Here is a 22306-nt window from a genome sequence, read left to right on the forward strand (position 1 = left end):
GGCTCATAACCCGAAGGTCGTCGGTTCAAATCCGGCTCCCGCAACCAAACATCAAGAAAGGCCATTCGAAAGAGTGGCCTTTTTTGTATCTGTCGAAAAAAGCTTTCATTACAAATATTTTGTAATTTTTTTCTGCCGAAGGGATTGGTAACTTGGCCGGATAGCCCCATCCTGTCGCGCATAGCTCAAGAGGTGATTGATGCGCGCCCACTCTGACCCGCAAGACCCTGTTACTGCACCACCGGTCAACGCCGAGCGGCTGCGCTGGCTCGACCGTATCAATCAGTACCGCCAACCCATCGGCCTTGCCGTCACGCTGTTGTTGTTCGCGATTGCACTGATTGCCTGTCGCCACTTGCTGAGCGAGCTCGACCTCTACGCGCTGCACGATTCGATTCTCGAAGTGCCCCGGCCAGCCCTGCTCGGTGCGATTGCCGCCACCGTGGCCGGTTTCGTCATCCTGCTGGGCTATGAATGGTCCGCCAGCCGTTATGCCGGCGTGACGCTGCCGCCACAAACCATGATCCTCGGTGGATTCACCGCTTTCGCCATTGGCAATGCCATCGGCCTGTCGCTGCTGTCCGGCGGTTCGGTGCGCTACCGCCTGTACGCGCGCCATGGCCTGGGGGCTTCGGACGTCGCCCACATGACGTTGTTCGCCAGCCTGTCACTGGGCTGTGCCCTGCCCCCGCTGGCGGCATTAGCCACCCTCAGCAACCTGCCGGCCGCGTCCGCTGCGCTGCACCTGCCCGCCAGCGTGCTGGCCGCAATCGCAGCGGCCGTGCTGCTGCTCACCAGCGTATTGGCCATCGGCATCTACCGTCGACGCCTGCCGGAACAACCCCGGCGCGACAGCCTGCTGGTCAAGGCCGGGCGCCGCACCCTGCGCTTACCGGGCCGCCGCCTGACCTTCCTGCAACTGGTCATCACCGCCCTGGACGTCGCGGCCGCCGCCACGGTGCTGTACTTGCTGCTGCCCGAAGCGCCTCCGTTCGGTGCGTTCCTGTTGGTGTACCTGTTGGCGCTGGCGGCTGGCGTACTCAGCCACGTACCCGGCGGTGTCGGGGTGTTCGAGGCGATTCTGCTGGCCGCCTTCGCCGACAAGCTGGGCGCCGCACCGCTGGCCGCCGCCCTATTGCTGTATCGCCTGATCTACGTGCTGCTGCCGATGCTGGTGGCCTGTGTGCTGCTGCTGATCAATGAGGCGCAGCGCCTGTTCCAGACACGCCAGACCCTGCGCGTCGCGTCCGGCTTCGCCGCACCGATCCTGGCGGTGCTGGTGTTCCTGTCCGGCGTGGTGCTGCTGTTTTCCGGCGTGACGCCGGAAATCGACACGCGCCTGGAGCACATCGGTTTCCTGATCCCTCATCGCCTGGTGGATGCCTCGCACTTTGGCGCCAGCCTGGTGGGTGTGCTCTGCCTATTGCTCGCCCAAGGCCTGCGCCGTCGCCTGTCGGCCGCCTGGATGCTGACCACCATCTTGCTGCTGGTGGGCGCCCTGCTCTCACTGCTCAAGGGTTTCGACTGGGAAGAGGCCACGCTGCTGACGCTGACCGGTGCCCTGCTGGCGGTGTTCCGGCGTTCTTTCTATCGCCCGAGTCGCCTGACCGAGCTGCCCTTTTCCCCGCTGTTCCTGATTGCCAGCCTGTGCGTACTCGGTGCATCGATCTGGCTGCTGCTGTTTGCTTACCAGGACGTGCCTTATAGCCATCAACTGTGGTGGCAGTTCACCCTCGATGCCGATGCCCCGCGTGGCCTGCGCTCGTTGCTCGGGGCTGCGGTGCTGCTGGTGGTGGTGTCGCTGACCTGGCTGCTGCGCACCGCGCGGCCGGTGATCCATTTGCCGACGGCCGAAGAGCTGGAGCGGGCCAAGACGATTCTCATGGCCTCCTCGCAACCCGACGGCGGCCTGTCCCTGACCGGCGACAAGGCGCTGCTGTTCCACCCCAACGACGAGGCGTTCCTGATGTATGCCCGCCGCGGACGCAGCCTGGTAGCGCTGTATGATCCGATCGGGCCGACCCAGCAACGGGCCGAAATGATCTGGCAATTCCGTGACCTGTGCGACATCCACCATGCTCGCCCGGTGTTCTACCAGGTGCGCGCCGAGAACCTGCCGTACTACATGGACATCGGCCTGACGGCGATCAAGCTGGGTGAAGAGGCACGAGTCGATCTCAAGCGTTTCGACCTTGAGGCCAAGGGCAAGGAAATGAAGGACTTGCGCTACACCTGGAACCGCGGCACCCGCGATGGCCTCTCACTGGAGATCCATGAACAAGGCGAGGCACCGATGGATGAACTCAAGGTCATTTCCGACGCCTGGCTCACCGGCAAGAACGTGCGCGAGAAAGGCTTCTCCCTGGGCCGCTTCAGCGACGACTACCTCAAGCACTTTCGCATCGCAGTGATTCGTTTCGAGGGGCGCCCGGTGGCGTTTGCCAACCTGCTGGAAACCCACAACCCGGAACTGGCCAGCCTCGACCTGATGCGCGCCCACCCCGATGCGCCCAAGCTGACCATGGAATTCATGATGGTCGGCCTGATCCAACATTACAAAAACCATGGCTACGCCCGCTTCAGCCTTGGCATGGTCCCGCTTTCGGGTCTTCAACCGCGGCGCGGCGCGCCCTTGACCCAGCGCCTGGGTTCGATGGTGTTCCGTCGCGGCGAGCAGCTCTACAATTTCCAGGGGCTGCGCCGCTTCAAAGACAAATTCCAGCCTGACTGGGAACCTCGTTACATGGCTGTGCCCGCCGGACTCGATCCGCTGGTGGCGCTGGCCGATACTGCCGCCTTGATTGCAGGCGGCCTGACTGGACTGGTGAAACGCTGATGATGCAACGCTCCTGGCGATACGTAGTGGCCGCCCTGCTAGTGCTGGCGGTGATTCTCGGTGGCGGTTACTGGTATTGGAACCGCCCGGCCCCGCAACCCACCCTGGAACAACTGACGCCCGCCGACGGCGCGCCGATGACTCGCGTCATTCCCGGCACCAAAGCCCGTGCCCAAGTGCTGGTGGCGGTCAATGAAGACCAGAAGCTCAGCGACACGCAGCTGACGACCCTCAGTCGCACCGGCTCGGCACAGATCGTCCAGGTCATTCTGCCCAAGGACTGCATCCTGCAAGGTCGTGCCCTGCAGGCGGGCCTGAGGGAGCTCCAGGGACCCGCCACGCTTGTCAGCGGCATCGGCCCTGGCGCCGTGCTGGCCTGGCGCTGGCTGGCGGAGCAGAAGGACGACAAGGCCAAGGCCGTCTCGGTCGACCTGGCCCTGGAAAAGCCCGGCTGCACCCACCTGCTGCCTAAAAGCGCCGCCCACGGCCATTGGCTCGTGGCCTGGAACGACAACCCCGACGACACCAGCGCCGGCTTCGTCCGCGACCAGAAAAATGCCGAGACCAGCATCAGCGACTACGACATCAACCTGCCGCAAGTGCTGAACAACGAACTGCGCAAGATTCTCGTTGGCACCGAAAAGGGCAAGGGTGGCCTGGCCATTCCTGTGGTGGAAGTACCGGCCGCCCAGGCACGGGACACCGTGACCCTGTTCCTCTCCGGGGACGGTGGCTGGCGTGACCTGGACCGCGACGTGGCCGATGAAATGGCCAAGATCGGCTACCCAGTGGTCGGCATCGACACCCTGCGCTACTACTGGCAGCACAAGAGCCCCGAGCAGAGCGCGGTGGACCTCGCCGAACTGATGCAGCACTACCGCCAGATCTGGGGCACCAAGCGCTTCATCCTGACCGGCTACTCTTTCGGCGCCGACGTGTTGCCGGCGATCTACAATCGCCTGCCGGCCACCGAGCAACAGCGGGTCGATGCGATCATCCTGCTGGCCTTCGCCCGCACCGGCAGCTTCGAGATCGAAGTCGAAGGCTGGCTCGGCAACGCCGGCACCGAAGCGGCCACCGGCCCGGAAATGGCCAAGCTGCCAGCCGAAAAGGTGGTGTGCATCTACGGTGGCGAAGAAGCCGACGAAAGCGGCTGCACCGACAAGACTGCGGTAGGCGAAGCCGTCAAGCTGCCGGGCGGCCACCACTTCGACGAAAACTACCCAGCCCTGGCCAAGCGCCTGATCGATGAGATCAACGAGCGGCAAAACAAAGTGGCCGAGCAGTGATCTGACAGCGCCCCACAAAAAAGCCCCCGCCGCCGCAAGGCAACGAGGGCTTTTTGTTTTCTGGTCGCTACATCTCGACCTGCGTCCCCAGCTCGATCACCCGGTTCAACGGCAGGTTGAAAAAGCGCAGGTTGCCATTGGCGTTCTTCAACATGAATGCGAACAACGCCTCGCGCCAGCGGGCCATGCCTTCAAGCTTCGAGGCGATGACTGTTTCGCGGCTGAGGAAGTACGTGGTGCGCATCGGACTGAAATCCAGATCATCCAGATGGCAGAGCTTGAGGGCCTGCGGCACATCCGGCTCGTCGGTGAAACCAAAGTGCAGGATCACCCGGAAGAAGCCTTCGCCATAGGCATCGACCTCGAAACGCCGTTGTGGCGGCACCCGCGGAATGTCCTCGTACACCACCGTCAACAACACCACCTGCTCATGCAGCACCTGGTTGTGCAACAGGTTGTGCAACAACGCATGGGGGACAGCGTCCGAACGCGCGGTCAGGAACACGGCAGTGCCCTGCACGCGATGCGGCGGCTGCACGCGGATACTGCTGATGAAGATCGGCAACGGCAACGCGCCTTCGTCCAAGCGCTCCACCAGCAACTGCTTGCCGCGCTTCCAGGTGGTCATCAGTACGAACAAGGCGATACCGGCGATCACCGGGAACGCACCGCCCTGGACGATCTTCGGCACGTTGGCAGCGAAGTACAGGCCGTCTACCAACAGGAAACCGATCAGCACCGGCACCGCCAGCACCGGTGGCCATTTCCACAACAGCAGCATGACCGCCGAGACCAGGATCGTGGTCATCAGCATGGTGCCAGTCACTGCCACGCCGTAGGCCGAAGCCAGCGCGCCGGAGGATTCGAAACCGAGCACCAGCAGCACCACGCCGACCATCAGCGACCAGTTCACTGCGCCGATGTAGATCTGGCCCTGTTCGTCGCTGGAGGTGTGCTGGATGTACATGCGCGGAATATAGCCGAGCTGGATCGCCTGGCGCGTCAGGGAGAACGCACCGGAAATCACTGCTTGCGACGCGATCACCGTGGCCAGGGTCGACAGGCCCACCAAGGGGATCAACGCCCAGCTTGGCGCCAGCAGGTAGAACGGGTTGCGCGCCGCTTCCGGGTCACCCAGCAGCAACGCGCCCTGGCCGAAATAATTGAGCACCAGTGCCGGCAATACCAGGATGAACCAGGCGCGGGCGATGGGCTTGCGACCGAAGTGCCCCATGTCGGCATACAGCGCTTCGGCCCCGGTCAGTGCCAACACCACGGCGCCGAGGATCGCCACGCCCATGCCGGTATGAACCATGAAAAAACGCACGGCCCAGACCGGGTTAATCGCCTGCAACACTTCCGGGTGCTGGCTGATGCCATAGGCACCCAGGGCGCCGAGCACCAGGAACCAGGTCACCATGATCGGGCCGAACAGGATGCCGATGCGTGCGGTGCCATGGCGCTGGATAATGAAGAGCGCCACCAGCACCACCAGCGACAGCGGCACTACCCAGTGGTCGATGCCGTCAAATGCCAGGCCAAGGCCTTCGATCGCCGAGAGCACGGAAATCGCCGGGGTGATCATGCTGTCGCCGTAGAACAGCGCCGCGCCAATCAGGCCGCAGACCACCAGCAACGTACGCAGCCGCTTGCGCGTGCCCGCCGCCCGTCGCGCCAACGCGGTGAGTGCCATGATCCCGCCCTCGCCCTGGTTGTCGGCCCGCAGGACGAACATCATGTACTTGATCGAAACGACCCAGATCAACGACCAGAAAATCAGCGACAGGATCCCCAACACGCCATCATGGGTGACTGGCACACCATAGCCTCCGGAAAACACTTCCTTGAGGGTGTACAACGGGCTCGTGCCGATGTCGCCGTAAACCACCCCGACCGCCGCCACCAGCATGCTCAGCGGTTTGGCCGCCGACTGCTCGGCACCTGCCGCCTGACTACTTGCATGACCCATCCAACACTCCCGATTCCCAGACCTGTCTTCTTATACAAAGCACATTGCGCATGCAGCATGCGCCATTTCACATTGCGTTACAGGTCTTTTGTTGACTGTAGAACCCAGTAAGGCGCAAAGGCGCGAAGCATAGCGCAGCACTCGTCGTTTTTCCCCGTTTAAAGCTGGTCAAGTGCCTCCACCACCGCTAGAATTGCGCACTTTTTGATCAGAGGCGCGCCAGGCGCCCTGTCTCGGCAAGAGACGATCCCCCTACACCGAGGTTAGACATGTCCACCAATAATGCGCCAGCCAATCCGAAGGTCGGCTTCGTTTCCCTGGGTTGCCCGAAGGCTCTGGTCGACTCCGAGCGCATCCTGACTCAGCTGCGCATGGAAGGCTATGACGTGGTCTCCACGTATCAGGACGCCGATGTGGTCGTGGTCAACACCTGCGGCTTCATCGATTCGGCCAAGGCCGAGTCCCTGGAGGTGATCGGCGAAGCCATCAAGGAAAACGGCAAGGTCATCGTCACCGGCTGCATGGGCGTGGAAGAAGGCAACATCCGCGAGGTCCACCCAAGCGTGTTGTCCGTGACCGGCCCGCAGCAATACGAGCAAGTGGTCAACGCCGTGCACGAAGTGGTGCCGCCCAAACAGGACCACAACCCGCTGATCGACCTGGTGCCGCCGCAAGGCATCAAGCTGACCCCGCGTCATTACGCTTACCTGAAGATTTCCGAAGGCTGCAACCACAGCTGCAGCTTCTGCATCATTCCGTCGATGCGCGGCAAGCTGGTGAGCCGTCCGGTGGGCGACGTGCTCGACGAGGCCCAGCGCCTGGTCAAGGCCGGCGTCAAGGAACTGCTGGTGATCTCCCAGGACACCAGCGCCTACGGCGTCGACGTGAAGTACCGCACTGGCTTCTGGAACGGTGCCCCGGTGAAAACCCGCATGACCGAGCTGTGCGAAGCCCTCAGCACCCTCGGCGTCTGGGTCCGCCTGCATTACGTCTACCCGTATCCGCACGTCGACGAACTGATCCCGTTGATGGCGGCCGGCAAGATCCTGCCGTACCTGGACATCCCGTTCCAGCACGCCAGCCCGAAAGTTCTCAAGGCCATGAAGCGTCCGGCGTTCGAAGACAAGACCCTGGCCCGCATCAAGAACTGGCGCGAAATCTGCCCGGACCTGATCATTCGCTCGACGTTCATCGTCGGCTTCCCCGGCGAAACCGAAGAAGACTTCCAGTACCTGCTGGACTGGCTGACCGAAGCCCAGCTCGACCGCGTCGGCTGCTTCCAGTATTCGCCTGTCGATGGCGCACCGGCCAACGACCTGGACCTGGACGTTGTCCCGGACGAGGTCAAGCAGGACCGTTGGGAGCGCTTCATGGCGCACCAGCAGGCCATCAGCTCGGCGCGCCTGCAAATGCGCATCGGCCGTGAAATCGAAGTGCTGGTGGACGAAGTGGACGAGCAAGGCGCCGTCGGCCGCAGCTTCTTCGACGCCCCGGAAATCGACGGCAACGTGTTCATCGACAACGGCAGCAACCTCAAGCCGGGCGACAAGGTCTGGTGCAAGGTGACCGACGCCGATGAGTACGATTTGTGGGCTGAGCAGATCAATTAATCCGGGCATGCCGATCCGCTCTTGTGGCGAGGGAGCTTGCTCCCGCTGGGCTACGAAGTAGCCCCTCTTTGCGATTGCTACGCAATCGAGCGGGAGCAAGCTCCCTCGCCACAGGTTGGTTGCAAGCCACTCACCTGCTGGCACCGAAAAAATCCCGAAGCCCCGCTCTTGCCACAAGATGCGGGGCTTTTTTACGACTATCGTATGGAAACACCCAGGGCATCGAGCAAAAGGAACAGGCGGGCATGCGTCAGCATTCGGTCATCCATACACCGAAACCGAGCGACTACCAGGAACTGACGCAAGTTTGGGAGGCTTCAGTACGCGCCACCCATGACTTCCTGCCAGACAGCTACATCGAGTTGCTGAAGAACCTGGTGCTCACCCGCTACCTCGACGCCGTGATGCTCATCTGCACCCGCGATGCCCGCCAGCGGATCACCGGCTTCGCCGGCGTCGCGGCCGGCAAGGTCGAGATGCTGTTCATCGATCCGCAGCACCGCAGCCAAGGCCTGGGCAAGCAGTTGCTGCGCTATGCCATGGAAAACCTCAACGCTGACGAACTGGACGTCAACGAACAGAACCCGCAAGCCTTGGGTTTTTACCTCAAGCAAGGGTTCGAAGTGATCGGGCGCTCGGCACACGATGGCATGAACCAACCGTACCCGTTGCTGCACATGCGCTACAAACAGCCCGACCTGAAGACCGGGCGCGGCTAAAAGTCCCGCGATTAACCCGCGCCAGGCAGGTACAATGCGTACCCTCTTTTTGTTACGGCCCTGACATGACTGACCCGATTCGTCTCTCCAAACGCCTCATCGAACTGGTCGGCTGTTCTCGCCGGGAGGCGGAGTTGTTCATCGAGGGCGGGTGGGTCACCGTGGATGGCGAAGTCATCGACGAACCGCAGTTCAAGGTCACCACCCAGAAAGTCGAGCTCGATCCCGAGGCCAAGGCCACCGCGCCGGAGCCGGTGACACTGTTGATGAATGTCCCGGCGGGCATGGACGTGGACTCGGCAATAGCCACCCTCGGGGCCCAGTCCCTGAGCGAGGAACATCGCTTTGGCAAACGACCACTCAAGGGGCACTTCCTGCGCCTGACCGCCAGCGCCGACCTGCAGGCCAATGCCAGCGGCCTGTTGGTGTTCACCCAGGACTGGAAGATCCTGCGCAAGCTCACGGCGGACGCGGCGAAGATCGAACAGGAATACGTGGTGGAAGTCGAAGGCGAAATGGTCGCCCATGGCCTCAATCGCCTGAACCATGGCTTGACCTACAAGGGCAAGGAGTTGCCGGCGGTCAAGGCCAGTTGGCAGAACGAGAACCGCCTGCGCTTTGCCATGAAAAACCCGCAGCCCGGCGTGATCGCGCTGCTTTGCCAGGCGGTTGGCCTCAAGGTCGTCGCCATTCGCCGCATCCGCATTGGCGGCGTGTCCATCGGCAAGGTGCCGCTGGGCCAGTGGCGCTACCTGTCCGCCAAAGAGAAATTCTAATTTTCCGGCGCCGCAGCGAACTGAGGCGCCCACTGCCGATCGATCAGGATTGCACACATGATTCACAACGACGTACTGCGCAGCGTGCGCTACATGCTCGACATCAGCGACAAGAAAGTCATCGAGATCATCAAGCTCGGCGGCCTGGAAGTGGCCTTGGCCGACTTGACGGGCTACCTCAAGAAAGACGAGGAAGAAGGCTTTGTGTTCTGCCCTGACGAAGTCATGGCGCACTTGCTCGACGGTTTGGTGATCTTCAAGCGCGGCAAGGACGAAAGCCGTCCGCCGCAACCGATCGAAGTGCCGGTGACCAACAACATCATCCTCAAGAAACTGCGGGTGGCCTTCGAACTGAAGGAAGACGACATGCACGCGATCCTCAAGGCGGCCGAGTTCCCGGTGTCCAAGCCGGAATTGAGCGCGTTGTTCCGCAAGTTCGGCCACACCAACTACCGTCCGTGTGGCGACCAACTGCTGCGCAATTTCCTCAAGGGCCTGACGCTGCGCGTGCGCGGCTGATTAAGGCCTTACAGCGCTTTTGTGGCGAGGGAGCTTGCTCCCGCTGGGCTACGAAGTAGCCCCCGCTTTGCGATTGCTACGCAATCGAGCGGGAGCAAGCTCCCTCGCCACAAAGAGCAAGGTCAGCCCCGCCCGCGCTATGATGCCCTTCCCACCTCGCGTCGATCCCAACTCATGACCTACAGCGTCTCCCCCATTGGCTTCGTTCGCTCCTGCTTCAAGGAGAAGTTCGCCATCCCCCGCCAACCGCAACTGGCCCCGGCCGCGCGCGGCGTGCTGGAGCTGGTGGCGCCATTCGACCAGGGTGAAGCGGTGCAGGGCCTGGAACAGGTCAGCCATGTCTGGTTGCTGTTCCTGTTCCACCAGGCCCTGGAAGACAAGCCACGGTTGAAAGTGCGGCCGCCACGCCTGGGCGGCAACAAGTCCGTGGGCGTGTTCGCCACCCGCGCCACCCATCGCCCCAACGGCATCGGCCAGTCAGTGGTAAAGCTGGAGCGGGTCGAAGCCGGTCGTCTGTGGATTTCGGGCATCGACCTGCTCGATGGCACGCCGGTATTGGACATCAAGCCCTACGTGCCTTACGCCGACATTGTCGGCTCGGCGACCAACCACATCGCCAGCGCAGCGCCCGAGCCGATTACGGTGCAATGGGCAGACTCAGCCCTGCTTCAGGCCCGCGACCACGCCACACGCCTGGCAGAGCCCTTGGTCGAGCTCATCGAGCAATGCCTGGCGCAGGACCCACGCCCGGCGTACCAGACGCCTACCGCCGAACGCGAATACGGCGCGCAGTTCTGGGACCTGGACGTTCGCTGGCATTACCCGCAGCCGGGGTTGATCCGGGTGCTGGAAGTGATTCCCGTGGCCTGATAAATACCCAGGAACGAAAAAGCCCGCGCTGCCTTCATCAGGCTGCGCGGGCTTTTTTGTGGGGCATCTGTTGGACCGAGTCGCCTTCTTCGCGAGCAAGCCCGCCCCACACTGGATCTCTGGTGAACACAAGATTCGCGCTCACTGCGATCTAATATGGGAGCGGGCTTGCTCGCGAAAGCAGTCCAACATTCAACGACTATGTCGGCTGACGCCCCACTCCACACTTATCGCAACAGCTTATTTCTCGACGAACGCCCGCTCGATCAGGTAATCACCCGGCTCGCGCATGCGCGGCGAAACGGTCAGGCCGAAGCTGTCGAGTACCTGGCTGGTCTCGTCCAGCATGCTCGGGCTGCCGCACAGCATGGCGCGGTCGTCCTGCGGGTTGATCGGCGGCAGGCCGATGTCGCGGAACAGCTTGCCGCTGCGCATCAAGTCAGTCAGGCGGCCTTCGTTTTCGAACGGCTCGCGCGTCACGGTCGGGTAGTAGATCAGCTTGTCACGCAGTGCTTCGCCGAAGAACTCGTTCTGCGGCAGGTGCTCGGTGATGAACTCGCGATAGGCGACTTCATTGACGTAGCGCACACCGTGGCACAGGATCACTTTTTCGAAACGCTCGTAGGTTTCCGGATCCTGGATCACGCTCATGAACGGCGCCAGGCCGGTGCCGGTGCTGAGCAGGTACAAATGCTTGCCGGGCTTGAGATCGTCCAGCACCAGGGTGCCGGTGGGTTTCTTGCTGATGATGATCTCGTCGCCTTCCTTCAGGTGCTGCAACTGGGAAGTCAGCGGGCCATCCGGCACCTTGATGCTGAAGAATTCCAGATGCTCTTCCCAGTTCGGGCTGGCAATCGAGTAAGCGCGCATAAGCGGGCGGCCATTGGGCTGTTGCAGGCCGATCATCACGAACTGACCGTTCTCGAAGCGCAGGCCCGGATCGCGGGTGCACTTGAAGCTGAACAGAGTGTCGTTCCAGTGATGAACACTGAGGACACGCTCGTGGTTCATGTTGCTCATGTACGGGGGACTCCTGGAAATATTGCCTGCGCCGGTAGGGTGCGCGATTGCAACGCATTCTAATGGCGGCGACAATATCTGTTAAATGGATTATTAAGATAAGGGTTATCGGTTATATAGATATGCGATTCACTCTACGTCAACTTCAAGTCTTCGTCGCCGTCGCTCAGCAGGAGAGCGTGTCCCGCGCTGCGGGTCTGCTCAATCTGTCGCAGTCGGCCGCCAGCACGTCCATCACTGAACTGGAGCGCCAATCCAGCTGCCAGCTGTTCGACCGCGCTGGCAAGCGCCTGAGCCTCAACGCCCTGGGCAAGCAACTGCTGCCCCAAGCGGTGGCGCTGCTGGACCAGGCCAAGGAGATCGAGGACCTGCTCAATGGCAAGTCCGGTTTCGGCTCACTGGCGGTCGGCGCCACGCTGACCATCGGCAACTACCTGGCCACCCTGTTGATCGGCGGCTTCATGCAGCGCCATCCGGAAAGCCAAGTGAAGCTGCATGTGCAAAATACTGCCAATATCGTGCACCAAGTTGCCCATTATGAAATTGACCTGGGTCTAATCGAGGGCGATTGCAATCATCCGGATATCGAGGTCCAGAGCTGGGTCGAGGACGAACTGGTGGTGTTCTGTGCTCCGCAGCACCCGCTGGCCAAGCGCGGCCAGGCGACCATCGAGGAGTTGACCCACGAAGCGTGGATCTTGCGTGAACAGGGTTCCGGCACGCGACTGACCTTCGACCAAGCCATGCGCCATCATCGCAGCGTGCTGAACATTCGCCTGGAGCTGGAACACACCGAAGCCATCAAGCGTGCCGTGGAGTCTGGCCTGGGGATCGGCTGCATCTCGCGCCTGGCCCTGCGCGATGCCTTCCGCCGCGGCAGCCTGGTTCCCGTGGAAACCCCAGGCATGGACCTGGCCCGGCAGTTTTATTTCATCTGGCACAAACAGAAATACCAGACCTCGGCCATGCGCGAGTTCCTCGAACTGTGCCGGGCCTTCACCGCCGGGGTCCGGCGCAGCGACGAAATCGTGCTGCCGGCCATCGCCTGAGCGATCAGAGCAGAACCACACCCCACACCAGCGCGATCATCGTCAAGGCGACGAGTTGGGCAGCGCTGCCCATGTCCTTGGCGTTTTTCGACAACGGGTGCCGTTCCAGGGAAATGCGGTCGATGGCCGCCTCAACCGCCGAGTTGAGCAATTCCACGATCAACGCCAACAGGCAGACCGCAATCAGCAAAGCCTGCTCGACGCGGCTGACATTCAGAAAAAACGACAACGGAATCAGGACGACGTTAAGCAGCACCAACTGCCGGAACGCCGCTTCGCCGACAAACGCTGCACGCAGCCCGTCAAAGGAATAGCCAGAGGCATTGAGGATGCGTTTCAGGCCGGTTTGGCCTTTAAAAGGTGACATAGATTGGGCACTGATCAAAAAGGAGTGGAGAAGCTAATTCACGCCCGGTCAAAAAAGCGTGAACACGGGTATCAAGGCTGCGGCGAAATTGACTCAAGTTGTTGCAGAAGCAACGCGGCCTGGGTCCGGGTGCGCACATTCAGCTTACGGAAAATCGCGGTCACGTGGGCCTTGATGGTGGCCTCCGAGACATTCAACTCGTAGGCAATCTGCTTGTTCAACAGGCCTTCGCAGACCATGGTCAACACCCGAAACTGCTGCGGTGTAAGGCTGGCCAGGCCTTCGCTGGCGGCCTTGGCTTCCTCGGAAACGCTGACCGCTTCGAATGCCTGGGGCGGCCAGGACACATCACCATCGAGCACTGCCTTGACGGCGTGCTGGATCATTTCAAGCGAACTGGATTTAGGTATGAAGCCGCTGGCGCCGAACTCCCGAGCCTTGACCATGACCGAAGCCTCTTCCTGGGCCGAGACCATCACCACGGGAATCTGCGGGTATTGGCCGCGCAGCAGCACCAACCCGGAAAAACCGTAGGCACCTGGCATGTTCAAGTCCAGCAAGACCAGGTCCCAGTCGGCCTTTTCGGTCAACCGAGCCTCCAGTTCCGCGATACTGGCCACCTCCGTCAGCCGGACATCCGGGCCCAGGCCCAGGGTCACTGCCTGACGCAACGCGCTGCGAAAAAGCGGATGGTCATCGGCAATCAGGATTTCGTATGTGGCCATTGTTCAAATGATCCTGTTTTCAAATGGCAGGCCCGATGCATTCGCGCCTCGCCAAAAACACTCAAGAGGCCACTGTGCAGCAGCATCCCAGAGGGTCGCAGCGCGCCCGACACAACACCTCGACGTGCGCCGCACCCCGGTCGGCGCCAAGCATGCCCAGCGAAGACGGGGTGGTCAAGCAGCACGACCACCGCTGCGTACAGTATGGGCCGCTATTGCGCCAACACGGGCGGCGCCGCACGGACAAAGGGCTGCAACTCGGTGTGGGCCGGGGTCGTTACATCCACCTCCAACTGACGCTTGGCGCCCAGGTAATGCTGGCTGAACACATCGAAATAGGCATCCAGGGCTGCCGCCGCATCGGTGTCGCCGGCCAGCTCCAGACACAGCGCCGCAACTTCGGCGGTGCACAGGTGCTCGCTACGGGTCGAGCGGCGCAGGCGGTAGCGCGACAGTCTGTCGGGCAACAGGCTCAGGATCGGCAAACGATCGAAGTACGGGCTTTTACGGAAAATCTTCCGAGCCTCCGTCCAGGTTGCGTCCAGCAGAATGAACAGCGGACGCTTGGAACGGTCCAGGTCGACCGTGTGCGTCACCCGTGCGGGCTCGACGTATTCGCCAGGAAAGACCAGGTACGGTTGCCACTGCGGGTCATCGAGCAAGGCCAGCAGTTGCTCGTCGACGTCTGTGCGTGACCAGATGAACGCGTGATTGTCGCGCACCACGTCGGCGATCAGCCAGCCGGTGTTGCTGGGTTTGAACACTTCCTTGTTGGTCATGATCAGGCAGATCCCGGAACGGGCGTCGACGCTCGGACGCCAGGCGCACAGGCAGTGGCTTTCGATCACCCGGCAGGCGCTGCAACGGGGCGCGCGCCAGCCGCGGGCCTGGAGCGGCTTGATACCTTCATCGATACGCTGGTCACGCAGGCGGGCTACGGCGTTAGGGGCATGGTTCATCGCAAACGACGCCGGAAGATGGAAAAACTCGACACGAACGACACTCGGCAGGGCAATAAAGGCCGGCAGTCTACCAGAGCGAGCAAGCCTGTACCGCCCAGGCAGGCTCCCCTATAATTCCACGCCACTGAACGCACAGTCAGGTGACGGGTCGAACCCCTCGTCACCGAACCAGGAGAGTTTCATGCTGCGCCTTATCGTCCCAACCGTTGCCGTTCTGCTGGCGACGTCCTTCAGCGCTCAGGCTGCCTCGCTGAAAGAACTCGAACTGAACAAGATGCTGCAGAACGTCGCCAGGGAAAGTAGCGTCGGTACGCCACGGGCGATCAACGAAGACATTCTTGACCAGGGTTATACCGTCGAAGGCACCGAGCTGATCAATCACCTCAGTGTACAAAGCAGCCACGCCCAGAAAATGCGCGCCGACCCGAAAGCGGTTTACTTCCAGTTGGGCTCCACCGTGTGCACCAACCCTGGCTTTCGCAAGCTGATGGCCAAGGGCGCGACCCTGCGTTATGAGTTCACGGAGGTCAAAAGCAATCGCCCGGTCGCGAGCGAGCGCTTCCAGGAATCGGATTGCCCGAAACCGACCAAGACGAAGAAGTAATCACCCCGAGCTTGCGCGCCGCTGCTCATCGTCGGCGCGCAGTTCCGCCACCAGCGCCTGGAGATAGCGCGAGCGCCACGTCCTGCCTTCCAACCGACGGCAGCATTCCTCTTCGAGACTGACCCGATTGGCCTGAGCCGCTTCCAGCAACATCCGGTACAACTGGGTGTCGAGCTCCAGAGTTACCCTGGTCATTTTCTCCCGCCTCCATGCCCCAGCCACATCAATCCATCGTCGACGCCCAACCCCGAACGTCGATTGCATTGGCATACCTGTTTTCAGTAAATCAGAGCGGCACACAACCGGTTGACAATCAGACGAGCGGCAGAGTATTGCCAGGGCTAGCATGCAGCGGTTGCAAACGGTCACTTTTGAGCGCCATGATCAGGACAACCGAGATCCCATCCAGGGTCCGAATCTGGATAACGGGCAGAAGAGGCTGCCTGCCAACGTCTTGCCGTATGATTTGTTTCATCCTAGGGAAAAGCGGAACCCGCTGGATGGCTTGATCGCTTTGCTACAGACCGCGTCGAGCCAGGTCTAACCAGGCACATGCCTGGGCTGACAACGACACAAGGAGTGTCGAGGCCCCGACGAATCTCTCGTTCGGGCCAGGGTTCTGGTCAGAAGGAGAAGCTGAATGCCTTACAAACCGAATGACTTGCTCAACCGTCATTTTGAAAACCATGACCACGACCTCAACCAAAAGGTCGAAGAGCTGCTCAGCCTGGTGTCGTCCAACAGCCCGAATCTGCCCATCTACCGTGACATGATCCTGACGGTGCTACGCATGGCCCAGGAAGATCACAACCGCTGGAATGCCAAGATCACGTTGCAAGCACTGCGGGAACTGGAACAAGCGTTCCGCACCCTCGAACAATTCAAGGGACGGCGCAAAGTCACGGTTTTCGGCTCGGCCCGTACACCCATCGAACACCCTTTGTACGGCATGGCCCGGGAGTTGGGGGCCGCGCTGGCCCGTTCGGACATGATGGTCATCACCGGCGCCGGCGGAGGCATCATGTCTGCCGCCCATGAAGGCGCGGGTCGCGACCACAGCCTGGGCTTCAACATCACCCTCCCCTTCGAACAGCATGCCAACCCCATCGTCAATGGCACGCCAAACCTGTTGTCATTCCACTTTTTCTTTACCCGCAAGCTGTTCTTCGTCAAGGAGGCTGATGCGCTGGTCCTCTGCCCCGGCGGTTTTGGTACCCTCGATGAAGCGTTGGAAGTCCTGACACTGGTGCAAACCGGCAAAAGCCCGCTGGTGCCCGTGGTACTGCTGGACGTTCCAGGGGGCACGTTCTGGCAAGGGGCCCTGGAGTTCATCCACACGCAGTTGGAAGAAAACCGCTACATCCTGCCAACCGACCTGAACCTGATGCACCTGGTACACAGCGTCGAAGAGGCCGTGGAAGAGATCAAGCAGTTCTATCGCAACTTCCATTCCAGCCGTTGGCTCAAGCATCAGTTCGTGATCCGTATGCACAACAAGCTGAACGAACAAGCGCTGCAACAGATGCAGGTGGAGTTCGCCGACCTGTGCCTGAACGACTGCTTTCACCAACATGACCACAGCGGAGAAGGGCCCGACGAGGCTCAGTTCAACCACCTGACGCGACTGGCCTTCACCTTCAACGCCCGCGACCACGGTCGTTTGAGAGCCTTGGTGGACTACATCAACTTGCCGGAAAACTGGGTCCAGCCCGCCCAGAAGACACAACCCCTGGCGTGGGAGCAGATCAAGGTGAGCTGAGCCCATAAAAAAACGGCCCGCTATCGAAATAGCGGGCCGTTTTTTCAGTCATCCATACCGCGACCGCTGAACAAGCGGTTGATCATTTCCATGGAATACCCTCGATACGCCAGAAAACGCCCTTGCTTGGCCCGTTCTCGTGCATCGATGGGCAGATGCCCTGAGAACTTGCGTCGCCAGGTGTCCGTCAACTGTTCCTGCCAATTGATGCCACTCTCGCGCAGGGCCAGTTCGATATCCGGACGAGGCAGGCCACGTTGGCCCAGCTCCTCACGAATTCGCAACGGACCGTAGCCAGAGCGGGCACGCGAAGAGACAAAGCTCTCAAGGTAACGAGACTCCGATAACAGTCCCTCTTCCATCAAGCGGTCGAGGGCTGTTTCGATCAACTCATCGGGAGCGCCGCGCTGACGCAGTTTACGCGTCAGCTCGACTCGACCGTGCTCGCGTCTGGCGAGCAAGTCCATCGCAGTTCGCCGCACCGCGACGAGGGTATCGAGTACGGCGGTCATCGAAGCGATCAGATGTCAGCGTCAGCCAGATCATCGGCCGTCTCATCACGACTGACCGCTGCCTTGGTATCAGCCGTCGGGGTCAGCAACTTGCCACGCAGTTGCTTCTCGAGCGCGGCGGCGACTTCCGGATTGTCCGCCAGGAACTTGGCCGAGTTGGCCTTGCCCTGACCGATCTTGGTACCGTTGTAGGCATACCAGGCGCCGGACTTCTCAACGAAGCCGTGCAACACACCCAGGTCGATCATTTCGCCATTGAGGTAGATACCCTTGCCGTAAAGAATCTGGAACTCGGCCTGACGGAACGGCGAAGCGACCTTGTTCTTCACGACCTTGACGCGGGTTTCGCTGCCGACCACCTCGTCCCCTTCCTTCACCGCGCCCGTACGACGGATGTCCAGTCGAACCGAGGCGTAGAACTTCAGGGCGTTACCGCCGGTGGTGGTTTCCGGGCTACCGAACATCACGCCGATCTTCATGCGGATCTGGTTGATGAAGATCACCAGGCAGTTGGCGTTCTTGATGTTACCGGTGATCTTGCGCAGGGCCTGGGACATCAGGCGAGCCTGGAGGCCCACGTGTGCGTCGCCCATTTCACCTTCGATTTCAGCTTTTGGCACCAGGGCGGCCACGGAGTCGACGATGATCACGTCAACCGCGTTGGAACGCACCAGCATGTCGGTAATTTCGAGGGCCTGTTCGCCGGTGTCCGGCTGGGATACCAGCAGGTCGTCGACGTTGACGCCCAGCTTGCCGGCGTATTCGGGGTCCAGGGCGTGCTCGGCGTCGACGAAGGCGCAAGTGGCGCCGGCCTTTTGAGCCTGGGCGATCACCGACAGCGTCAGCGTGGTCTTACCGGAAGATTCAGGACCGTAGATTTCAACGATACGGCCTTTTGGCAGGCCGCCGATGCCCAGCGCGATGTCCAGGCCCAGGGAGCCAGTGGAGATGGAAGGAATAGCCTGACGGTCCTGATCGCCCATACGCATTACGGCACCCTTGCCGAATTGACGTTCGATCTGACCCAAGGCCGCAGCCAAGGCTTTCTTCTTGTTGTCGTCCATTAAAGTCCTCACGTAATCAATAAGGCCTGACGGCCAACACCTGTATAAGTAGCCAGTATTATTCCACAGCGTTTGAGGATCGCCTACCCCTGATTTGCGATTTCTGCGCCGGCATGTTGCAGCAGCCCCTCTAGCGCGGCCTTCACCGTTTGTCGGCGGACCTCGTCGCGGTTGCCTGGAAAGAATCGCTGCTCGCTGATGACCCTGTCGCCAACGCCCCAGGCGAGCCATACAGTGCCCACCGGTTTGCTCGGCGAACCGCCGTCCGGCCCGGCCACGCCGCTGACCGCCACGGCAAACCGCGCCAGGCTCTTGTCCCGCGCCCCTTGCACCATGGCCTCGACCACCTCGCGACTGACCGCGCCCACGGTCTCGAACAGCTCGACCGGCACGTTCAGCTGTTGGGTTTTCTGGCGATTGGAGTAAGTGACGAAACCGGCCTCGAACCAGGCCGAGCTCCCGGGAATCCGGGTAATCGCCTCGGCGATCCCCCCGCCGGTACAGGACTCGGCGGTGGTGACGTGGGCGTTGAGCACCTGCAGGTGCCTGCCCAGCTCCGCGGCCAGCTCGGTAATGTCGTCCACGGCGTTCTCCTGGTTTCATACAATGAGAGGCCTACCGTACACGAGCATCGACAGCTTGCAAGGCTGGCACGGTTACAGAGTGATTACCGCGCCAGTGCCCTGACATAGGCCTGGCAAGCCTGCAACGCGATCAATCCGCGATCGCCCTCGTCGGTGATGGCGATAATTCGTTGAGCATGCGCCGGGTCAAGTCGGGCGCGTGGGGCGCCATGATCCACGCGGCCGGGGCCGACGGTGGCAGGCACTGCACAACCGGCGGCAACATCGTTGGCGTCGAGGAGGACTGACAGCCGCAGATCGGCAGTAGCAAGGCGATCGCGCAGGCGATCCTGGTCACGTTGGGCATCGCTCAGCGCTCGGTAGTGGGTTTGTTCGCTGGCGGAGAGTTGTTGGGCTAGGGCCTGGCGTTTGTCCTGCTCGGCCTTTTGCTGCAACGCCGCCGCTTCGGTGATTTGATTCAAGACTTGGGCCTGGGACTCGGCCAATTGCGCCAATTGCCGACCATAGCGCCAATCCTGAAGCTGCCACGCCAGCACCGCCGGGCCACCGGCCAACAGCGCCAGCAACACGACGAAACCAAGGGTGCGCAAGGGAAAAGGCATCAAGTCGAAGGCTGACATAGCACCGCCCTCGCCCGTGCCCAGAGTTGCAGGCGGTCCTCCAATCCGTTCAAACCACCATTGATACGCCGAGTGATGCTGTTGAACTGATCGCGGTCGGCCAGTTCGTTCAAGCCGTTGCGCTCCCAGAACCAGGCCGCCGACTCAGACGCCCATTGCGGTTGTTCCAACAATTGCGGCAACGCCAACAGGCGCTCATCGCCGAACAACCCCAGGCTGCAGCTTAGATAGTTGTCATGGCCCGTCACCTGGATCAGTCCGCGACCACGATATTTCTGACCGTCTCCGTCGGCCTGGGACGTGTTGCCCAGGCGAGCGGCCAACGCCCCGGTGTCGTACTTGCTTAAATATTGCTCATCTCCAAGCTCGCGCACATAACGCAGTTGCCCCGACTCATGGCCGACCTGCGCCAGGAACGCGGCGACGCGTTTGGGCGTGTCGATACGGTAGCGGGCCATGGCCGTGTTGAGAGGGGAAATGAAAACGCCTGCTTGGGAGCGGGCGTTGGGCATGATTTTGATGAGTTGCTGTTGGGTAACGTCCATGCTTAGGTCATCGAAGCGGGTTATTGAAGGTGCCCGGCCAGCCTGGATGACACGACCGGACGATGTTCAGCAATCGGGAAAACTCATGCGTACTTGAACTGAACAATATGTTGGCAGCGTGGCGCCGATGGGTGTTGCACAGGCGAAACTGACGACACCGCCGATGTGGGCCAACGTCAACGTAGTACTGGTCTGGCAGTTTGGTCCGTGACGCTTTAAGCGACAGTCTCAGGCACGACCGGCCAGGTGATGTCGGTTGGAAAACCGGTTTGATGCTGGATGCGATTCAACTCGACGCTGTAGAGTTTCCACTCCATCAAGGCCAGTTGTTCCTGGTCGCTGGCGTCACCGATGTCTTCGGCGTACTGGAAGGGAGCGATTATTTGCACCGCGTCCCTTAGCAGTTTGTCGCGTTTGGATAACGCTTCGCGCTTGAGCTCCGCCAGTTTCAGCGTTTCATCAAAAACCCAGGCGTTATCACGCCATACGGAGTAATTACCCGGCCAAGGCTCAGCGGTGTACACGTCTGGCAACTCGCCGAACTCCGTCCATTGCAGATGAGCGCCGTTATCCTTGCGGTATACCGAACCGCGCCAGTCGAGCATTTCTCGCGGAACGCCATTCACCATGACCCAAGAATGGTGCTCTTGAGCGGCGGGTAATTCGAAGGAGAGTTGGATGCCGTTACTCGGGATTTGAATGCCCATGCCGGGGGTTACGAAAAGATCTACCGGGCCAGACAGAACACCGGAATCGTCAAACAGATAAATAAACATAATGGCCTCAGATCAGCTTGAGTCGAGCAGAATAGGCAATGTTCCTAGGCCGAGTTTCGGTACCGAAAACACCGATATTGCCTACCGACGCTCCATTGGAAAAGAAAAGTGGGTTGGGGTATGTCGTTGCAACTACCCCCGTTGCAGGGGCAGCATTGACATCTTGATTCACCATCCAAGAAGTATCAGCAATACCAGGCCCCGGACGATTAGCACTACCCGAGCTAGTGGGCAAAAAGTGGTTATGGCTTTCAAGGGCATACATTTGTCTGCTGCCCGCCAAACGATCAACATCCACCCCTCGAGCCTCGTCCAACACGCGCAAGAACTCACCACGAATATCGGGAAGTCGAAAGGTCGTAGCCCCGTCACCACTGGTCCATGCGCCTTCATTCCCTGCCCTGGCAGCTTCAGTCACGAGGGCTTCGGACGATTGCGCATAGTCCCACAGCCACGGCCATTCGCTGCGCACCAGCAAATTACCATTAAGCACCGCATACCCACCGGGGATAACCTGGCGTGTACTTTCAAAGGAAATGCGTCCCAGCGCCGTCGAATCAAAGCGATTCACCGGCCACCAGCTACCAGTCTCATCGCTGCGCAAATGCCACCAGTCCCCGCTCCCCATTAGCACGATAAATGGATAGCCACTGGCGGACAGGTGAGTGTGGAATCGGATCCTGTCAGTTCCGGCAGCGCATACCGTCAAACGATTACCGCTGTTATCTACACGTCGCACAATTACATCGCGGACACCCAGCGCTGCGTTAGCCGCCGGAAGGGTCAATGTGTTCACACCAGTACTGGCATCGACCAGTACAAGTCCCAACTCATCGGCTGTCAGCACTTTCGAAGCTGTTAACCGTGTAATGACCGAACGCATCGGACTGCTGCGCCCAAGGATGGTTTGCAGCGCCTTGATCAACTGCCCGCTATCCGCTTCGGACGGTGTCATGCCGGCGGCAGAGATCACACCGAGAATTTCCTGGGTAACACCGTTGCCCCAAACTGCAGGAATCAGTGAGCCCGGTGTGCCTGCCAAGGGATCTTCATCCACAAATCGACCGTTCACCAACCCGACGCTGGGAACACTTTTTGGAAAGTCCATGCTATTTCTCTGGTTGAAATAAG

Annotated in this window: 23 protein-coding genes; 10 read left to right on the top strand and 13 right to left on the bottom strand. The window is 60.8% G+C overall.

Features of this window, described 5'->3' with window-relative positions; all coding sequences use genetic code 11:
- The first annotated feature begins 199 nt into the window (after positions 1 to 199).
- Both mprF and ACODSJ_RS21090 read left to right on the top strand, forming a co-directional pair.
- Positions 200 to 2836 carry a bifunctional lysylphosphatidylglycerol flippase/synthetase MprF gene (gene mprF, locus ACODSJ_RS21085; protein WP_489103576.1) on the top strand — a complete coding sequence of 879 codons (2637 nt, stop codon included), beginning with the start codon at positions 200 to 202 and terminating at the stop codon, positions 2834 to 2836.
- Entirely contained in the window at positions 2836 to 4125 is a 1290-nt protein-coding gene (locus ACODSJ_RS21090; protein ID WP_489103577.1) for a virulence factor family protein, read from the top strand. Before mprF ends, ACODSJ_RS21090 begins: the two co-directional genes overlap by 1 nt.
- 67 nt (positions 4126 to 4192) lie before the next feature.
- On the opposite strand, the gene ACODSJ_RS21095 is transcribed toward ACODSJ_RS21090, so the two are convergent.
- Positions 4193 to 6034: a potassium transporter Kup gene (locus tag ACODSJ_RS21095; protein WP_489103623.1), complete on the bottom strand. Its 1842-nt coding sequence runs from the start codon at positions 6032 to 6034 to the stop codon at positions 4193 to 4195.
- A gap of 329 nt (positions 6035 to 6363) precedes the next feature.
- Here ACODSJ_RS21095 and rimO point away from each other — a divergent pair, with 329 nt between their 5' ends.
- The 5 genes from rimO (at position 6364) to tsaA (ending at position 10588) form a co-directional block, all read left to right on the top strand.
- Positions 6364 to 7704: a 30S ribosomal protein S12 methylthiotransferase RimO gene (rimO, locus tag ACODSJ_RS21100; protein WP_489103578.1), complete on the top strand. Its 1341-nt coding sequence runs from the start codon at positions 6364 to 6366 to the stop codon at positions 7702 to 7704.
- A 245-nt stretch (positions 7705 to 7949) separates the two neighbouring features.
- The gene (locus ACODSJ_RS21105) at positions 7950 to 8423 is read left to right on the top strand and encodes a GNAT family N-acetyltransferase (protein ID WP_489103579.1); all 474 of its coding nucleotides are present in this window, start codon (positions 7950 to 7952) and stop codon (positions 8421 to 8423) included.
- Positions 8424 to 8488: 65 nt separating this feature from the next.
- Positions 8489 to 9199: an rRNA pseudouridine synthase gene (locus ACODSJ_RS21110; RefSeq protein WP_489103580.1), complete on the top strand. Its 711-nt coding sequence runs from the start codon at positions 8489 to 8491 to the stop codon at positions 9197 to 9199.
- A gap of 57 nt (positions 9200 to 9256) precedes the next feature.
- On the top strand, positions 9257 to 9718 hold the full coding sequence (locus tag ACODSJ_RS21115) for a YehS family protein (protein WP_489103581.1): 462 nt from the start codon (positions 9257 to 9259) through the stop codon (positions 9716 to 9718).
- Positions 9719 to 9892: 174 nt separating this feature from the next.
- Positions 9893 to 10588: a tRNA (N6-threonylcarbamoyladenosine(37)-N6)-methyltransferase TrmO gene (gene tsaA, locus ACODSJ_RS21120; protein ID WP_489103582.1), complete on the top strand. Its 696-nt coding sequence runs from the start codon at positions 9893 to 9895 to the stop codon at positions 10586 to 10588.
- 240 nt (positions 10589 to 10828) lie between these two features.
- On the opposite strand, the gene fpr is transcribed toward tsaA, so the two are convergent.
- On the bottom strand, positions 10829 to 11608 hold the full coding sequence (fpr, locus tag ACODSJ_RS21125) for a ferredoxin-NADP reductase (RefSeq protein ID WP_489103583.1): 780 nt from the start codon (positions 11606 to 11608) through the stop codon (positions 10829 to 10831).
- A gap of 122 nt (positions 11609 to 11730) precedes the next feature.
- On the opposite strand from fpr, the gene ACODSJ_RS21130 reads away from it, so the two are divergent.
- Positions 11731 to 12657: a LysR family transcriptional regulator gene (locus ACODSJ_RS21130; RefSeq protein ID WP_489103584.1), complete on the top strand. Its 927-nt coding sequence runs from the start codon at positions 11731 to 11733 to the stop codon at positions 12655 to 12657.
- Between the two features lie 4 nt (positions 12658 to 12661).
- Here the strand turns inward: ACODSJ_RS21130 and ACODSJ_RS21135 are convergent, their stop codons facing one another.
- The 3 genes from ACODSJ_RS21135 to ACODSJ_RS21145 form a co-directional block, all read right to left on the bottom strand.
- The gene (locus ACODSJ_RS21135; protein ID WP_489103585.1) at positions 12662 to 13024 is read right to left on the bottom strand and encodes a diacylglycerol kinase; all 363 of its coding nucleotides are present in this window, start codon (positions 13022 to 13024) and stop codon (positions 12662 to 12664) included.
- A 71-nt stretch (positions 13025 to 13095) separates the two neighbouring features.
- A complete protein-coding gene (gene erdR, locus ACODSJ_RS21140) occupies positions 13096 to 13749 on the bottom strand; it encodes a response regulator transcription factor ErdR (protein WP_489103586.1) in 654 nt (217 codons plus the stop codon).
- A 212-nt stretch (positions 13750 to 13961) separates the two neighbouring features.
- Positions 13962 to 14708, bottom strand: coding sequence for a tRNA-uridine aminocarboxypropyltransferase (locus ACODSJ_RS21145; RefSeq protein ID WP_489103587.1), 747 nt, complete (start codon positions 14706 to 14708; stop codon positions 13962 to 13964).
- Between the two features lie 184 nt (positions 14709 to 14892).
- Between ACODSJ_RS21145 and ACODSJ_RS21150 the strand changes: the two genes are divergently transcribed.
- Positions 14893 to 15315, top strand: coding sequence for a quorum-sensing-regulated virulence factor family protein (locus ACODSJ_RS21150; RefSeq protein WP_489103588.1), 423 nt, complete (start codon positions 14893 to 14895; stop codon positions 15313 to 15315).
- On the opposite strand, the gene ACODSJ_RS21155 is transcribed toward ACODSJ_RS21150, so the two are convergent.
- Positions 15316 to 15510, bottom strand: coding sequence for a hypothetical protein (locus tag ACODSJ_RS21155; protein ID WP_489103589.1), 195 nt, complete (start codon positions 15508 to 15510; stop codon positions 15316 to 15318).
- Positions 15511 to 15955: 445 nt separating this feature from the next.
- On the opposite strand from ACODSJ_RS21155, the gene ACODSJ_RS21160 reads away from it, so the two are divergent.
- Positions 15956 to 17074 carry an LOG family protein gene (locus ACODSJ_RS21160; protein WP_489103590.1) on the top strand — a complete coding sequence of 373 codons (1119 nt, stop codon included), beginning with the start codon at positions 15956 to 15958 and terminating at the stop codon, positions 17072 to 17074.
- Between the two features lie 44 nt (positions 17075 to 17118).
- Here the strand turns inward: ACODSJ_RS21160 and recX are convergent, their stop codons facing one another.
- From recX to ACODSJ_RS21195, 7 genes are all read right to left on the bottom strand, one after another.
- A complete protein-coding gene (gene recX, locus ACODSJ_RS21165; RefSeq protein WP_489103591.1) occupies positions 17119 to 17586 on the bottom strand; it encodes a recombination regulator RecX in 468 nt (155 codons plus the stop codon).
- A gap of 8 nt (positions 17587 to 17594) precedes the next feature.
- The gene (gene recA / locus ACODSJ_RS21170; protein WP_489103592.1) at positions 17595 to 18650 is read right to left on the bottom strand and encodes a recombinase RecA; all 1056 of its coding nucleotides are present in this window, start codon (positions 18648 to 18650) and stop codon (positions 17595 to 17597) included.
- A gap of 83 nt (positions 18651 to 18733) precedes the next feature.
- Positions 18734 to 19234 (bottom strand): CinA family protein, encoded by a 501-nt coding sequence (locus tag ACODSJ_RS21175; RefSeq protein WP_489103593.1) that lies wholly within the window; start codon positions 19232 to 19234, stop codon positions 18734 to 18736.
- 83 nt (positions 19235 to 19317) lie between these two features.
- Positions 19318 to 19854, bottom strand: a complete 537-nt coding sequence (locus ACODSJ_RS21180) for a lysis system i-spanin subunit Rz (RefSeq protein WP_489103594.1) — start codon at positions 19852 to 19854, stop codon at positions 19318 to 19320.
- Positions 19836 to 20399 carry a glycoside hydrolase family 19 protein gene (locus tag ACODSJ_RS21185; protein WP_489103595.1) on the bottom strand — a complete coding sequence of 188 codons (564 nt, stop codon included), beginning with the start codon at positions 20397 to 20399 and terminating at the stop codon, positions 19836 to 19838. Before ACODSJ_RS21185 ends, ACODSJ_RS21180 begins: the two co-directional genes overlap by 19 nt.
- A gap of 215 nt (positions 20400 to 20614) precedes the next feature.
- Positions 20615 to 21175, bottom strand: a complete 561-nt coding sequence (locus ACODSJ_RS21190; RefSeq protein ID WP_489103596.1) for a tail fiber assembly protein — start codon at positions 21173 to 21175, stop codon at positions 20615 to 20617.
- Positions 21176 to 21182: 7 nt separating this feature from the next.
- Positions 21183 to 22283 carry a phage tail protein gene (locus ACODSJ_RS21195; protein ID WP_489103597.1) on the bottom strand — a complete coding sequence of 367 codons (1101 nt, stop codon included), beginning with the start codon at positions 22281 to 22283 and terminating at the stop codon, positions 21183 to 21185.
- Between the last annotated feature and the right edge of the window lie 23 nt (positions 22284 to 22306).

The sequence above is a fragment of the Pseudomonas sp. FG6 genome (genome assembly GCF_057809015.1).